Origin of the sequence: Porifericola rhodea, assembly GCF_030506305.1 — a bacterium.
In the GTDB taxonomy this organism is placed as follows: Bacteria; Bacteroidota; Bacteroidia; order Cytophagales; family Cyclobacteriaceae; genus Catalinimonas; species Catalinimonas rhodea.
On record NZ_CP119421.1, the window covers coordinates 3,742,584 to 3,759,465 of the forward strand.

Genomic DNA, 16,882 nt, shown 5'->3' on the forward strand with positions numbered 1-16,882 from the left:
GTATTCAATTTATGGTCAGCTCCTTATTTATTAGCATGCTATCCGGTGAGTACATTCTATAAAACACTCAGTATTAATGATATAAGATTATTTGCTCTTTATTGAAGGGGTTGAACTTTAATGAGAAGGAGCAAGTAAAATTATAGCAAAACATCAAACTGATAGTATATTTATTTTTACAGTCTATTATTGCAGTATTGAATCTGCCAGTATCTCGCTTTCAGGCTTAACCAGCCTATCTACTCTCACCATATTACCTCTACTTTTAGAAGCTATTTTGTGCTATAATGATCAAATTATAAATAATTTTTCTCACTCCAATACCATTTTCATGGTTCACTAAAAGTAGATACATAAATTAGCCACTTGTTCTTACAGCAATACTTACACTTATGAAAAATACACTCTTATTATGCATGCTGCTCTTCTATACGTGGGCAGACCTGGCTTTGGCGCAGACTGTTGAGAAGTCGCAGCCGTTAGATTACGTAAATACCCTAATGGGTACAGACTCAGAGTTTAAGCTATCCAACGGAAATACCTATCCGGCAATAGCCTTACCCTGGGGTATGAATTTCTGGACACCACAAACCAGCAGTATGGGTGATGGTTGGGGGTATAAATACGATGACTATAAAATACGTGGCATTAAACAGACGCATCAGCCCAGCCCCTGGATCAACGATTATGCGGCTTTTGCCTTAATGGCCATGACCGGGCAACCCATATTTGATGAAGAGCAACGTGGTAGTTGGTTTTCTCATAAAGCAGAGACGGCTAAGCCTCATTACTATAGCGTTTATATGGCAGACTACGATATTACTGTAGAAGTTACCCCTACCGACAGGGCAGCAGTATTCCGCTTTACTTTTCCTGAGAGTGATACTTCTTATATTTTGCTGGATGCGTTTAACAAAGGGTCTATGGTAAGTATAGACCAGAACGCGAATACCATTACAGGCTATTGTCGTAATAACTCTGGCGGTGTACCCGATAACTTCCACAATTATTTTGTGGCAGAGTTTGATAAAGATTTTTCGCTCACCCACACCTGGCAGGATAGCAGTATGCAGATGGGGAATACACGTGCCGAGGGTAACCACAGTGGAGCTTTTGTAGGCTTCCCTACAAGCAAGGGAGAAGTGGTAACAGTAAAGGTAGCTTCTTCTTTTATTAGTCCTGAGCAGGCAGCGCTCAATCTGCAACGTGAAGTAGGTGATGCTGATTTCGATACCATTCTAAGCCGTGCTGAACAAAGTTGGAACAAAAAACTGGGCCGTATAGAAGTAGAAGGGGGTAGCCCGGACCAGAAAGAAATTTTCTATTCTTGTTTGTATAGAGTGTTGTTGTTCCCCCGCAAGTTTTATGAATATAATGCTCAAAACGAAATTGTACACTATAGCCCTTACAACGGAGAAGTGCTACCGGGCTATATGTTTACCGACAATGGCTTCTGGGATACCTTCCGAGCAGTGTTCCCTTTCTTTACGCTCATGTATCCGGAGTTCAATAGTCAGGTGATGCAAGGACTGGTAAACACTTACAAAGAAAGCGGTTGGTTGCCAGAGTGGGCTAGCCCCGGACATAGAGGCAGCATGATAGGTTCAAATTCTGCAGTCAATATTGCGGACTCTTACCTTAAAGGCATTCGTGGCTACGATATAGAGACGCTTTATGAAGCTATGATAAAAAACACTAAAAGTGTAGGTCCTATCCACTCGGTTGGACGTTATGGCGCAGAGTACTACAATGAGTTGGGCTATGTGCCCTATAATGTGGGTATCAATGAAAATGCTGCTCGCACATTAGAGTATGCTTTTGCAGATTTTAATATCGCAGAGCTGGCAAAAGCCCTGGGCAAGCCTAAGAAAAAAGTTAAGCTGTACGAAAAGCGTGCTCAGAACTACCGCAATCTCTTTGACAAAGAGACGGGGCTTATGCGTGGTAAAAACGAAGATGGTAGTTTTCAGACTCCTTTTAACCCTTTTAAATGGGGAGATGCATTTACTGAAGGTAACAGCTGGCATTACAGCTGGTCAGTATTTCAGGATATAGAAGGACTTAGCCAGCTTATAGGTGGTCATAAGGCTTTTGCTAACAAACTGGATTCCGTATTCATTCTTCCTCCTGTATTTGACGATTCCTACTATGGCTTTCCTATTCATGAGATCCGAGAAATGCAAATCGTAAACATGGGGCAGTATGCGCATGGCAACCAGCCTATTCAGCATATGGTTTACCTATATAACTATGTTGGTGAGCCCTGGAAAACGCAGTATCATGTGCGAAACGTAATGGATAAACTATATACACCACAGCCAGACGGTTACTGTGGAGATGAAGATAATGGACAGACCTCTGCCTGGTATGTTTTCTCCGCTATGGGCTTTTATCCCGTAACTCCCGGAACGCAGCAGTATGTTATTGGTAGCCCTATATTTGAAACGGTAAAACTTCATTTACCTAATGATAAAACTTTTGTGATTGAAGCAGAGGGTAACGGCAAGGATGCCTATTACATTCAGAAGGCTAGTTTAAACGGAACATCATTTGACCGAAATTACATTGAGCATGATGAAATTCTAGATGGAGGTACACTTAAGTTTGAGATGGGAGAAAACCCGGAGAAAAGTCGTGGTACTCAGGCCGAATCATTTCCATATTCAATGACCAAAATAAAATAATCTGTTAATACTCTGGTTGTAAAAAGCATCGGCTTCTGGCTGATGCTTTTTTGTTGGTGACTATTGGTATAATATTTTTTTCATAAAATTATATAAGCTCATATTCCTGTGAATGCAGTTTTAAATTTAAGAGATATCAGCTTTCACCTTTCTTTCATAAAAAATAGCAGTCAATATCAGTATTTTAAGGAGTTGATACTTTAAAAAAATACATATTATTAAACCTACCCTAAAATAGTTAAGTCGGATAATAAACCCCTCTTTAGTTAACGTATCAGCGTATTTAGTTGACATATAAAACAATGCTTTATACTTTTGCAGCCTCAAAACAACCTTTAGCTACCTCAGTTTACCGGAGTTTTTTTAGGGTTTATAATCTGGTACTGTGCCTCATTGCTACTCCGACATACTACGTTAAGCATTCTTCAGATAGTACATAATCTGTTTTTTTTATAATACAAGCTGCATAAAACAGTATACATTTTACATCAAAAAAATATAATATGAACAGTACATTTACTGCACTGTGGCATTGCCATTTCTATCGTTTTCGTTTACTAAGAATTGTTTTTTTTACAGCCCTGCTATCACTTTTACAAATTGTGGCAGTAGCGCAGGAGGTAGTAGTAAACGGTAAAGTAACTGACGCAAAAAGTGGAGAAGCCCTTATCGGTGTTTCTGTGGTAATCAAAGGTACCAGCCAGGGAACCGTGACCGATATTAATGGTGAATATCGGCTAAAAGCTAATTCTGCTCAGGATATACTGGACTTCTCATTTATAGGGTATCAAACGGTGTCTCGTAAAATAGATAGCAAAAGTACTATCAATGTAAAGCTGAGCGAAGATACCAAGCAGCTTTCTGAAGTGGTAGTTACTGCTCTGGGCGTAGAGCGTGAGAGTAAGTCTCTGGGCTACACTGTACAAAAAGTAAGTGGAGAGGACATCACCCAGGCGCGCGAAACTAATGTAATCAACTCACTGGCGGGAAAAGTAGCCGGTGTCAATATTTCAGGAAGTTCTTCGGGACCAACAGCTTCTTCTAACATCACTATTCGTGGGCAATCCTCATTATCCGGCAATAACCAACCTCTGTTTGTTGTAAATGGTCTACCCATAACCAATGGGCTAAACAGTCCTGGCGATGGGCTGAATGGTTCTACAACCATTGACTTTGGAAATGCTGCCAGTCTAATTAACCCGGATGATATTGCAGAAATAAGTGTGCTTAAAGGCCCTACGGCAGCTGCTCTTTACGGTACACGTGCCGCTAATGGCGTAGTGTTGATTACTACCAAAACCGGTAAAAAAGCAGAAGGTCTCGGCTTAGAGGTAAACTCTAATACTTCAATACAGACTGTGCTGCGCTGGCCAGACTATCAGAACGAATATGGAGGTGGGGGTTACGGTAAGCGTGACTATGTAAACGGGACACAATATAGCGGAAGCTACGACGCATTTGGCGAAAGCTGGGGACCTCCTATGGATGGGCGCTTAGTAAGGCAATTTGGATCAGACGGTGAGCCTATACCTTTTACCCCCTCATCAGACAATATCAAAAACTTTTTCCGTACAGGTAGAACATTCACCAACAATATTGCCCTGAATTACAATAAAGATGAAGCAGACTTTCGCCTTTCTTATACTAACCTGAACCAGCAGGGGATAGTACCTAATACAGACCTAAACCGTAATACTTTCTTTAGCAGTGCCGGAACCCGTATCGCAGACAAGCTAAGTGTAAGAGGAAACATATTTTACATAGATGGGGAGTCAGGCAATGTACCCAATGCGGGTTATGATGAATCATCATCTATTATGTATGGGTGGCTGTGGTACCCCAGAAACCTACCCATCTCTGAGTTGGAAGATTATTGGGAAGTAGAAGATGTAAGGCAAAGAAACCACGAGTCTTTGTGGACAAACAATCCTTATTTCCTTGTCAATGAGAATACAAACAGCTATCAGCGTCGTCGTTTTATCGGTAACTTAAATCTGATCTATGATATTACAGATGATCTGAAAATACGCTTCCGTACCAGTGGAGATGTCAACAATGAAAGCCGCCAGTTTCGCCGTGCGGTATCTACACGAGGTACTCCTGAAGAACAAGGAAGCTACCGTGAAGACGAGCTATATTTCCGGGAGACTAACCAGGAGCTATTATTGACTTATAGTGGAGGAGAAGTTACTGAGAACAATTTTACCTATGAGGTATCAGTAGGAGGTAACCAGATGAAGCAGCTAAGCTCTACAACCAGCAATTACGCCCCTGGCTTAACTATTCCGGGCCTGTTTAATCTGGGCAATGCAAGAGGCAATGTAATTACCGATCAGTTTGATCAGGAGAAAAGAATTAATAGTGTATTTGGTCTGGCCAATATCGCTTACCAGAATATGATCTTTCTGGACCTTACTGCCAGAAATGACTGGTCTAGTACCTTGCCTACCGATAACAATTCCTACTTCTATCCATCCGTTGCATTAAGTGCGGTAATCTCCGATATGGTTAATATTTCGCCTTCATCACCATTAGCCTTTGCTAAAATCAGAGCAGGCTATGCCCAGGTCGGCGGCGACACTGACCCGTACAATATTGCGAATGTGTATGAGTTTGGTAACATATGGGGCGGACAGCCGGTAGCCAACAAAAGTGCATTGCTACGTAATCCTGAGCTGAAGCCCGAGACCACTTCTACTTATGAACTGGGCACTGATCTGAGGTTTTTCAACGATCGCGTAGGGTTAGATTTCACTTACTATTATATAAGCAGTAAAGATCAGATTCTACAAGTACCGCTAGCTCAAACCACGGGCTATGCTGCCCGCCTACTGAATGCCGGTGAAATTGAAAATAAGGGTATAGAGCTGATGTTACGTGCTACGCCTTTACAAACTAATGCCGGACTCAACTGGGATGTATCCTTAAACTTTGCTCGTAACAGAAGTGAGGTAGTTTCTTTGGCAGAAGGAATCTCTAATTACCAGATTGCACCCGATATGTACCCCGGAGATGGAGGGCAGGATCTTTCTTTAGAAGCCCGAGTAGGCGAACCTATGGGGCAGTTGGTGGGTCTGGATCTTCAGAGAGTAGAAGAAGGTCCTTATAAAGGGCAGGTTATTCACGAAAATGGTATTCCATTGGTAGGCACAGAAAAAGTGAGTGCCGGAACCTACCAGCCTGACTTTACCTTTGGCCTGTCTAACAGATTTACTTACAAAAGCTTTAATCTGAGCTTCCTGTTTGACGGAAGAGTAGGTGGTAAAATCTTTAGCCGTACGCATACCATGCTGGTAAGTGGAGGTGCTATCACTAATAAAGACGATGAAAAAATTGGAAGCATACTGGAAGGCCGTGTAGAGCATGAACCTCTACAATACGATGCAAATGGCAATCCTCCTCTAGATGAAAACGGAAACTATATCTGGGGATCTCTGGTAGATGAAGGTAGCTTTGTTGGCCCGGGAGTCAAAAATGTAGGTACAGCAGAAAACCCAGAATATGTGCCTAATGATGAAGCAGTAGCTACTCGCGATTATATCTACCGTTATTACAACAATATTTTTAATCGCGATATTATTACTACCGGTACTTTTGAAAACACATGGGTAAAGCTAAGAGAAGTTGTGTTATCATACAATCTACCCAATTCGTTTACAGATCGCATCGGTCTTCAATCAGCCACCGTATCTTTAGTAGGAAGAAATCTGCTGCTATTTACCGATGTGCCCACCATAGATCCGGAGGCTTACTCTATCCGTAACGGAAGAATTATACAGGGTTTTGAAAGCACACAGCTACCTTCTACACGTAGCTTCGGGTTTAATATTAATGTTCGTCTGTAAATACGAAGCCAACAAAAAACGAGAAAAAGATCATGAAGATACTACAATATATAGGAATAATAGCTTTACTGGTATTGGTTGGTGCCTGTGATGAAGGCTTTGATGATGTCAATACTAACCCCAACCAGCCGGAAGAGGTAGCCCCCAGTGCCATCCTTCCTCAGATCATTCGCTCAGCTGTAAATGCATCTGTAGACCAAAGCTATCTGGTAGGTAACAATATTATGCAGCTTACTGCTAAAACCCTTAGGGTGGAGGTAGATATCTACAACTGGAATGCTTTCGCTAACATTACCTGGTTTCCAATGTACGAGAGCCTGCGCAATGTGGTAGCTCTGGAAGAAATAGCCAAGGCAGAGGAACATCAAAACTATGAGGCCATTGCCTTGATCATGAAAAGCTGGATTTTTTCAGTACTAACCGATGCTTACGGAGATATTCCGTACTACAATGCAATTGCCGCTGATCGTGATATCAATTTTCCTCAGTACGATGCTCAGGAAGATATCTACCTGGGAGAGGGTGGCCTACTGGCTAATCTGGAGAGAGCCAGCAGCTTGCTGAATACTGCCGGCCAGAGCGTAGAAGGAGATATACTATATAGCGGAGACATTGCTAAATGGCAGAAGTTCGCCAACTCACTTAGGTTGCGTCTGCTTATGCGTATTTCAGATCAGCAACCTACATTGGCCAGAGAAGGAATACAGCAAATAGTAAATAGCGGTATCTACATGCAGACCTATGAAGATAATGCTGTGCTTGAGTATCTAAACGCTTTTCCTAATCAGTTTCCTCTTATACCGTTAAAAACAGGTGACTTTGATGCGGTAAATATTGGAGCCAGAGCAGTAGAAGTTCTAAAAGAGCTGAACGATCCCCGGCTGACTGTTTATGCTCGCCCAGAAAATGCGCCTCTTGACAATCCTGAGAATGCTGTTTATGAAGGTTTGGCAAATGGGAGTGGAGATGCTGATCAGAAATCCAGATTAGGCTACATTTTCTACGACTACCCTGGTCATCAGACTGTCGCCGACAAAGCCGATGGTATAATCATGACCAATGCAGAAACACAATTTATTTTGGCAGAGGCTGCGCAAAAAGACTGGATAAGCGGTGAGGCTGAAGAGTATTATAAAAGTGGGGTAGAAAGTAATATGAACTACTGGGGTGTGAGTCTGCCATACACAGCGGCTGATGGTACACTTATTCGCTCATTTGAAGAATACTACGCACAGGCGGAAGTTGATTTTGCCCAGGCCGAAAACAAACTAGAGCGTATTGGAGAGCAAAAGTGGTTGGCATTATACTTTAGCGGGTTGGAAGCCTGGTTTGACTGGCGCAGAACTGGCTACCCTAAACTAGAGCCTACACCTAATAACGAAAACAATGACAGAATACCAGTCAGATTTATCTATCCTGGACAGGAGCAAAACCTGAACAACGATAACTATCAGGATGCGATAAGCTCGCAGGGGGCAGATAATATTAATACTAAGATGTGGTTACTGGAAGAATAACCAATGACTAATATATTTGAGAAGCGCCATTATCTTAAACAGAAGTGGCGCTTTTTTAATTTTAGAAAAAGAGGACTTACTTAAATGCCAAAAAGTCAGCTACTTTAATATTATATAGCAGTCCAAACTTTAAATTATTACCCAAACCGACGACTGTCTTGGGTATTTCATTTTGAAAACAATTTTATCAAAAAGAAGAGTGAAGATTTATCAATATGAAATAGCTGGAAAATCTAATGCTTTTACCCCTTACATCTTCATTTTTTCATGGGTACTATTTTCCTGTAATTTTATTAAGTACAAATACATAGCACTGTAAAATAAGCTATCGTTTTCCCTCTAAAGAGATATCTATTTTAGCTGTTTTTCAAAATAAATTTGCTTGTAAAAGTGCGAATACAGCCAAATTAAGCCCTTTTTTTAGGTTTGTGAAAATTAGTTTAAAAATAATTGACTCACTTAGCAAAAGTCTGAGAAAAAGGCGTACATTTGTTTTAGCCAGGATTTATGGCTGTGATGTGTATTATTCAAACCAAATTTTACTCACCCTCTATACTTCCTGTCTAAATAGTGCTTATTTATTAATTTCAGTATCATGAACATTTATGTAGCGAATCTTAACTATAAGATTCAAGACGAAAATCTAAGAGAATTATTTGAAGAGTATGGAGAGGTAGCTTCTGCTAAAGTTATCAGTGACCGCGAAACTGGTCAGTCTAGAGGCTTTGGTTTTGTAGAAATGCCTGACGAAAATGACGCCCTAACCGCTATCGAGGAACTTGATGGTGTTGAGCTTCAAGGAAGATCTATAAAAGTTAACAAAGCTCGTCCTAGAACTGAAGGTGGAAATGGCGGTGGCGGTCGTAGGTTTAGCAATCAACGTTACTAATTCACTATAGATCATCGTATCAGAAGCAGGTCAATTTGGCCTGCTTTTTCTTTTTAAGCCATTGGTTATCAGGTCTTTTTTCTTTTTTATTGGATAATCGGCTAGCTATTACTTTTTTTTAAATCGCTCGTTTCTAACTGGCGTACTCCAGCTACTACTACACTACCTGATCGTAGCACCCTCCCTTATTGCTTAAAAGTTAAACCTTCTGCCAACAATGCAAGGCTGAACACGGTTAAATGGGTATTTTAAAACAATGTCTGAGTGAAAGCAGGCAGGTTTTTTTTAACTGATTCTAACTGTTTGTGGCTTATTGAATAAGGGCCAGTCTACTATGCGAAAAAGTACCATACCACTCATTATCTCTATTGGCGTAGCGGCATGCTTTGCTTACTTACTATTCAGAACTGTACTCCAACAAAGTGAGCACCCAATTACTTTTGAGCTCTTTGCTGCACTAATTGGTGTATCTATCACCGTACTACTAACCAGTATATTGTTAAAAAGGCAGACCGGAGCAGAACTACGTAAAGAAGAAAACGTGATGTTTCTGGAGCTTAAAATGAAAACCTATACGGAGCTTATTGATCAGCTACAAGACATCATTTCTAAAAAGAAGGTGCTGGAAGAAGACATGATAGAAATCCGTTTGCTCAACCAAAAACTGACTTTTATTGGTAGTGAAGAAGTGCTTATAGCTTTCAACAGTTTTTCTCAGTGTTTTGCCAGACTGGCTTTAAAAGATAGTATTAACGATGATGATATAGATGGATTGTTAGAAGAGCTAAGCGAGTTAAGTGTGTTTATCCGAAAAGACCTGATGCAGACCTCACCCCGCAAATTAGATAGTGAAGTAAAAATTAGAGAGGCTGTAAAACGTAGTAATGATAATCTGGATATAGAATAAAAAAACCGGACGATATGTCCGGTTAAAGCCTTAACTTTTAATGTCGTCTTTTAGATATTGGCTATAGTTCTTTTTGAATTTACTAATTTTAGGCTCTGCCACATTGATAATGTAGGGGTTGTCTGGATTGTGTTCATAATAGTTCTGATGATAATCTTCAGCATCATAAAACTTTTCAAATGCACTTACCTGGGTCACAATAGGATCATCGTATTTGCCTGAAGCAGATAACTTTTGCATGTATTGTTCTACCTCCTGCTTTTGTTTATCGCTATGATAAAAAACCTCCGAACGATATTGTTTCCCAACGTCCGGTCCCTGGCGGTTTAGCTGGGTAGGGTCATGAGTTCCGAAGAAAATTTCTAGCAGTTCCTGGTAAGAGATTTCCTCCTCATCAAAATATATCTGAATACTTTCTGCATAATCAGTTTTACCGGCGGCTACTTCTTTGTATGTAGGATTAGCCTTGCTACCTCCAGCATATCCAGACACTACACTTTTCACTCCTTTTACTTGCTCAAAGACAGCTTCGGTACACCAAAAACAGCCTCCGGCAAAGGTAGCTACTGCTAAATTTTCCTTTTCTTTCGGGCTCAGCTTAGCAGGCTCTACCGTATAGCTGGATGCTTGTATGTCGCCCTGAGCCTGAGGGTTGCTGGCGCAGGCAATCATTAAAAAAGCTGAAAGTAATAGGGGTAAATATTTCATTAGTCTTGATTTTAGTCAAAAATAACTCTAACAGAATAGAGCATCGTGTTTAGATTTTAAACAGAAGGGGTAGAAAAAAGTTGCTTTATGTCAGCTACCCTACCAATCCTGCTAAACAAAAAATATGTACCTACACAAAAAATTATACATACAACTAATACTGCAAGATTTGGATGTAAGAAAAAGCTGCTGCATCATTATTATCCAAAAACGGTAAAAAAGAAAACTTTTGGCTCAGGATTAAAGAGTTTTGTTTAAGAGAAATCCATCTTTCAATGTAAGGTTTATAAGGGAACTCAACTTTTTTAAGGACTATCTGTGAGATTTTACCCCAGAAATATATACTATATCTCAGGTATATTTTCGTGATTTTTCCTAGTGTGAAAATTATTATATTAGCAAAACACAATAAAAAACTTTATTTCTTTTAATTAACTTACTTTTATATTAAAATCACAAAACTTTTTTAACTGGTACTTCACAATGTATGATGAAGATTGAATTTCCGTTAAATGCTATTTGTTAGTCAGTGTAAAGCAGCTACAGAAATTGGTTAAAATCTTCATATTTTTATTGAGAATTGTCATACATTTATTAAAAGTTACCATGTGCTTAAAGCATTCGTATGAGACATTTTAATAGAGGTTGGCTTGTAGCTTTTTTGTTAGTGTTGACCTTCCCATCATTTTCCCAGGATCATCCCCATGCCTACCCACCGGCACCCTATGCGGTACGTGTAGTCCAGCCGAATGGTCAAACCCTACAGATTATTGCCAGAGGAAACGACCATGTACATTGGGCAGAAACTTTAGATGGTTATACAGTCATTAAAAATGATGAGGGATATTATGAATATGCTGAGCTGCGTAACAACAAATTGGTTGGTAGCGGAAAAATAGCTACTGACCCTGCAAACAGGAGCATGCAGGAGATGCGTGGCATGATAGGTATTGCTAAGCACTTAAAGCCTCAGGAAGAGAGGAGTCATGTCCACAACAAGCAAAGTTTTGCACCATTAAGCAGTAGTAATGCAGCTATACCAGCGGTACCCTCTAAAGGTAAGGTTAAACTACTCGCAATCTGCATAGATTACCCTGATCTGCCGCATACTAAAAGTGTAGAAACATTCTCAAGACTTTTAAATAGTGGAATCAACGGTAACCCCTCTTTTAAACAATATTTTCAGGATAACAGCTATGGACAGTTAGACATAGAGGTAGAAGTGGTAGGTTGGGTAAAGGCATCCAAAAACTACGAATATTATGGCTATGCAAATGGTAACAGACGTACCAGAGAGTTGGTAAAAGAAGCTATTCAGGCAGCAGAAGATACCGGGGTAGATTTTAGCCAGTACGATAACGATAACGATGGAGATGCTGACGCTGTAATGGTTATCCACTCTGGCCCGGGGGCAGAAGAAGGAGGACGGAATGATTATATCTGGTCTCATCGCTGGACTATACCTTTTGAATTTCATGATAATACATTCATTTTTGATTACGCGGTATTTCCCGAAATCAGAACTTCTTCCTGGTTTGACAATACAGTAGGCATAGGCATTTTCTGCCATGAGTTTGGTCACCTTCTTGGCCTGCCAGACTTGTACGATACAGAGTCTTATAACGGTAATAGCAATGGAATAGGAGAGTGGGGGGTAATGGGTACCGGCGGTTGGTTAGGCTCAGAAGATTATCCCGCTTCTTTAAGTGCATGGAGTAAAGAAAAGCTAGGCTGGGTTAAACCTCTAGATATAACAGAAAGCTACGGAAAATTTAAATTGCCCGCTGCCAGTAAAGAAGATGTAATTTATAAAATTAACACTGGCAGAGATAAGGAATATTTTCTGCTGGAAAATCGCCAGAGAGATGGCTTTGATCGCGAATTAAGGGGTACAGGTCTTGCTGTCTGGCATATTAATACCGACAAAACGGATGAGTATCCCAGTTACAATGCAGTTAATGGAGATGTTGACTTAAAGGGAGTAGACCTGGAAGAGGCTGACGGTAATTTTGACCTGGATAATATGAGAAACCGTGCAGACGATGGTGATTTATATCCGGGTAGTAGTAAACAGACTTCGTTTAGTGTATTTACAAGCCCTACTACAGAAAGCTATTTTGACCTTAATAGCTCAACCGAAACTGGTATCAGTATTGAAGATATTAAAGAGAATACAGATGGTTCAATCAGCTTTGTTCATAACCGTAAATTTGTAAATAGCGGAACCACCTGTGACAATACTCTTATTGCTTTTGATGGAAAAAATAAAGCAAACGGGTCTTCTGCCTGGTTTGAGTTTACCATGCCCAGAACTGGTAGCTTGATAGTAGATACCAAAAATGCGGGAAGACCTACTATGGGCGAAGTATTTACTGCCTGTAATAATAATACGCCGCTGGCTCAGGCCTCATCCCAAAACGAAAATGGCAAGCATACAGCCATGCGCATCAAATACCTGGAGAAAGGACAAAAAGTATTGATTCACTGGGGAGAGGTGAGTGGGCAGACCAATCCTTATGATTTTGATATCAAAATAGAAGATAAGGTGAGCAGCCAGGACTCCTTAGGTCTGGTAGCCATGTATCAGCAGATGTCTGGTGCTAAATGGAGCAAAAAGAGCAGATGGCTGAGCGCTCCGGTTAGTACCTGGGAAGGTGTAACTGTAGAAAACGGAAGAGTAACTAAGCTTGAGTTTGTGGAAGCTGGTCTGGAGAAGAGTTTTCCTGAAGAGTTTTACCTTTTGAGTGAACTCCGTTCTCTAACCTTGATAAATAACAAGCTCAGCGGCAATATAAGTAATAGCTTAAACCAGCTTAGCAAACTGGAGGAAATTACCATACAGGAAGATGAGCTCACCGGTTCGTTTCTTGAAAACATTAGCCAACTTAATAAACTTAAAAAGCTGGTGCTTAAAGATGTTAAGCTAAATGCTCAACTACCAACTAATTTTGATAAGCTAAGCAATCTGGAGCAACTTGAGATTTCTAATGCTGGGCTAAGTGGAGGAATCCCATCAAGTCTGAACAGACTGAGCAAACTTAACAAACTGGTATTAAGCAAAAACAGCCTTAGCGGGAGCATACCTGAAAACTTAGAGGGGCTATGGCTATTAGAGCACTTTGAGCTAAACGATAATCAGATAAGTGGTAAGTTACCTGCCGAGTTAATTAATTTGCCTGCTTTAAAATCTTTATTGCTAGAAAAAAACAAGCTAAGTGCATTACCAGAGAATTTCTTTAGCTCTAATACTCTTAACGAAATAGATCTGAGCAACAACCTTATTGCGGGGGAACTACCTAAAACAGTAAACCGAAGTACAAATAACTCATTGAAGCTGGAGCTCAACAACAATCTTCTGACAGGTACCATCAGTAGCTCTTTAAGCAAAATTAATTTTAATCAACTAGACCTGAGCAATAATCAGTTGGAAGGCAAACTACCCGCTCTGAGGGCATCAGAATTAGTGAATATAGCTAGCAACAATATTAATGCAATGGATAAGTTGGTGGACACTTCAGCTTCTTCTTCTAACATGAAGCTATGGTGTCAGTCCAATAAATTGACTTTTCGTGACCTTCTTAAAAATAAGGCTTTCATCACTGCGAGCGGTAATAATGCTGCACAACGCTTTAGCCCCCAAAAAATTATTAGTCTGAACGAAGAGCAGACAATACTGGAAGGTGCTACTGCCAGTATTGAACTAGGCGAAGAGCATCAACTAAACAGCAACCGGTTTGTGTGGCTTCAAAATGGTAAAAATGCAACCAACACGCAGAATGCTGGCTTGCAGATTAATAATTTTGCCCAGGCCCATGTGGGGTCTTATATCTGTAAAGTTACCAATACTGAGCTGCCAGGACTTACGCTGGAAATTGAAGGTTTTGAGCTTAAGCTTAAGTCAAAACAGCAGCAGACTATCAATGTGCCGCTTATCGCGGAAAAAACTTTTGGTGATGATCCATTTGAACTAAGCGCTACGGCTAGCTCTAACCTGCCTCTTAGCTACAGCAGAGTTGATGGGCCCATCAGTGTGGAAGGTAATAAGGTGACAATTACTGGAGCGGGTGAAGCTAAAATTAAAGTTTCGCAGGAAGGAAACGCTACTTACCATGCCGCGCAACAGGAAATTTCATTTACCATTAAACGTGCTTCTCAAAACATTGAGAAAGTAGTTGTAGCTGATAAAGTGTATGGCGATGAGAACTTTAAACTGGAAGTAAAAGCCAGCAGCAGTTTACCTGTTTTACTTAGTGTAAGTGAAGGTAATGTAAGTCTGAACAATGATATCGTAAGTCTGGAAGGCGCGGGTAAGGTAAGCATACAAGCTAGCCAGGAAGGTAATGATAATTATCTCTCCGCTCCAGCCACCACCATCACCTTTAATGTAGCCAAAGCCAGCCAAACCATAAGTTTTGATGAAATAGCCGATCAGGTTTACGGTGAAGAGCCTTTGGCTTTAAATGCTAGTGCTTCATCAGACCTGCCTGTAAGCCTGAGAGTAGTATCAGGAGATGCAGAAATAAATGAGGGAGAACTTATCGTCAAAACAGCGGGAGATATTGTACTGGAAGCCTTACAACTTGGGAATTCAAATTATGAGAAAGCAGAAGCTATAAGAAGAAGCTTTACGGTAGAAAAAGCAGATCAGGTCGTTTATTTTGATAAAATCCTGAACCGTGACATTGAAGACTTTCCTTATACTCTGGAGGCTTTTAGTAGCGTAGAAGGTTTAGAACCTGTGCTTAAGGTAATTGAGGGTAATGCTACCATTAACGAAGGTAAAGTGCTTACCGTAAGCAATACCGGAAAAGTTGTGATTGAAGCATCACACCCCGGAACCGAAAATTACAAAGCTGCTGAAGCTGTTCTTCAGGAGTTTTATGTGACATCCACAGCCAAGGCAGCGCAGACTATTGTACTAAAATCTTTACCTGATACGGTAAGTGTGCTGGATGAAGTAGAGCTAAACTGGACAGTAAGTAGCGGACTGGAGCCTGTCATCAATGTTAGTGGCCCTGCTTCAATCAATGGTAATACGCTTAGCTTTACTGCAGCGGGCGAGGTGAGTATAGAGATGTTGCAAGAGGGCGACACTGACTACAATGCCGCAACTCCGGTATTGCGAAGTATTTATGTCGTTAAAGCGCCGCAAACTATTGAGCTGGCACCTATTGGAGATGTAAAAGTTGGAGATGAACAAATTAGCCTGCAAGCTACCAGTGAAAGCGGACTGCCCATTACTTACAAATTAATTTCGGGCAATGTAGAGCTTAATGGAAATTTTGTTACAATCTTAGGCGAAGGAGAAGTAAAGATAGAGGCCTGTCAGCAAGGGGATGCACTTTATGCCGCAGCGCCAGTAAAGCAGATTATATTTACGGTTTATCCACAGGCCAGACTTACTCAATCTTTGAGTGTGGAAGCTATTGAAGATAGAACCTATGGTGATGAAGCATTTGACTTAAACATAGATACCACTTCTGACCTTCCTTTGTCAATTGAACATAGCGGACCGGTCAGTATTTCTAACACAACAGTTGCAATAAAGGGGGCAGGTAGTGTCACTATTAAAGTGTACCAGAAAGGTAACGCTACGTATGCTCCGAGTGATACCGTTGTTTTAAATTTTAGTATCGCTAAAGCAACCCAGCAGATTGTATTTAATACTGAAAAAATCAGAGAAGGAGTTTATCTGCTTCAGGCTAGTAGTAATGCTGATTTAGCAGTAAGCTACGAGATTGTGGAAGGCGAAGCTGAATTTAAAGGAGATACTTTATTCGTTCTCGGATCTGAGGATGTAAAAGTACAGGCTATCCAAAATGGTAATGACAATTACCTGTCGGCAGAGCCGGTAAGTAAAATAATGGCCGCCGATAAGGTTACAGCCATCAACGATGATCTGGACAAAAGTATCAATGTGTATCCCAACCCCAGTGATGGTGCTTTTAATATTGAGCTAAAGGGTTTTGACAAAAGTAGAACACTTAGTATTCACAATGCTCAGGGCAAGCTAATCTATCTATTGAAAAGTAACATAATTGAATCAGTTGATCTGAGTAATCATGCTTCCGGAGTTTACCTCTTAAGTGTAGAGGAAAAAGGCCAGGTACATCACTATCGCCTAATCAAAAGATAAGTAGGTTATAGAATACGTTAAAAATTTAGTCTACTCTGGCTTAATTCTTAGAATTAGTGAAGTAGCTTTATAATCTTTTACTACTCATAGCAAGCAGACAAAAATTAAGCTGTACTTCTCTATGTTCAAAAGAAGTACAGCTTTTTGTTTTATAGGCTCATCCGCAAAATTTAGTGAGGAGGATAAATTGTGTAAA

At 40.5% G+C, this 16,882-nt stretch carries 7 protein-coding genes; 6 read left to right on the top strand and 1 reads right to left on the bottom strand.

Going from position 1 to position 16,882, the window contains the following annotated elements; all coding sequences use genetic code 11:
- The first annotated feature begins 392 nt into the window (after positions 1–392).
- The 5 genes from PZB74_RS15465 (at position 393) to PZB74_RS15485 (ending at position 9,842) form a co-directional block, all read left to right on the top strand.
- Positions 393–2,684, top strand: a complete 2,292-nt coding sequence (locus PZB74_RS15465; protein ID WP_302237663.1) for a GH92 family glycosyl hydrolase — start codon at positions 393–395, stop codon at positions 2,682–2,684.
- Between the two features lie 503 nt (positions 2,685–3,187).
- Positions 3,188–6,529 carry a SusC/RagA family TonB-linked outer membrane protein gene (locus PZB74_RS15470; RefSeq protein ID WP_302237665.1) on the top strand — a complete coding sequence of 1,114 codons (3,342 nt, stop codon included), beginning with the start codon at positions 3,188–3,190 and terminating at the stop codon, positions 6,527–6,529.
- 32 nt (positions 6,530–6,561) lie between these two features.
- Positions 6,562–8,046: a SusD/RagB family nutrient-binding outer membrane lipoprotein gene (locus tag PZB74_RS15475; protein WP_302237667.1), complete on the top strand. Its 1,485-nt coding sequence runs from the start codon at positions 6,562–6,564 to the stop codon at positions 8,044–8,046.
- A 595-nt stretch (positions 8,047–8,641) separates the two neighbouring features.
- Positions 8,642–8,935 (top strand): RNA-binding regulator, encoded by a 294-nt coding sequence (gene rbp, locus PZB74_RS15480; protein WP_302237669.1) that lies wholly within the window; start codon positions 8,642–8,644, stop codon positions 8,933–8,935.
- 334 nt (positions 8,936–9,269) lie between these two features.
- Positions 9,270–9,842, top strand: a complete 573-nt coding sequence (locus PZB74_RS15485) for a hypothetical protein (protein ID WP_302237671.1) — start codon at positions 9,270–9,272, stop codon at positions 9,840–9,842.
- Between the two features lie 30 nt (positions 9,843–9,872).
- On the opposite strand, the gene msrA is transcribed toward PZB74_RS15485, so the two are convergent.
- Positions 9,873–10,550 (bottom strand): peptide-methionine (S)-S-oxide reductase MsrA, encoded by a 678-nt coding sequence (msrA, locus tag PZB74_RS15490; RefSeq protein ID WP_302237673.1) that lies wholly within the window; start codon positions 10,548–10,550, stop codon positions 9,873–9,875.
- A gap of 625 nt (positions 10,551–11,175) precedes the next feature.
- On the opposite strand from msrA, the gene PZB74_RS15495 reads away from it, so the two are divergent.
- Positions 11,176–16,686, top strand: coding sequence for a M6 family metalloprotease domain-containing protein (locus PZB74_RS15495; RefSeq protein WP_302237676.1), 5,511 nt, complete (start codon positions 11,176–11,178; stop codon positions 16,684–16,686).
- Positions 16,687–16,882 lie beyond the last annotated feature (196 nt).

Coding starts and splice junctions, on each gene's coding strand:
- PZB74_RS15465 (WP_302237663.1), top strand. CDS start 393: ATGAAAAATACACTCTTATTATGCATGCTGCTCTTCTATACGTGGGCA.
- PZB74_RS15470 (WP_302237665.1), top strand. CDS start 3,188: ATGAACAGTACATTTACTGCACTGTGGCATTGCCATTTCTATCGTTTT.
- PZB74_RS15475 (WP_302237667.1), top strand. CDS start 6,562: ATGAAGATACTACAATATATAGGAATAATAGCTTTACTGGTATTGGTT.
- rbp (WP_302237669.1), top strand. CDS start 8,642: ATGAACATTTATGTAGCGAATCTTAACTATAAGATTCAAGACGAAAAT.
- PZB74_RS15485 (WP_302237671.1), top strand. CDS start 9,270: ATGCGAAAAAGTACCATACCACTCATTATCTCTATTGGCGTAGCGGCA.
- msrA (WP_302237673.1), bottom strand. CDS start 10,550: ATGAAATATTTACCCCTATTACTTTCAGCTTTTTTAATGATTGCCTGC.
- PZB74_RS15495 (WP_302237676.1), top strand. CDS start 11,176: ATGAGACATTTTAATAGAGGTTGGCTTGTAGCTTTTTTGTTAGTGTTG.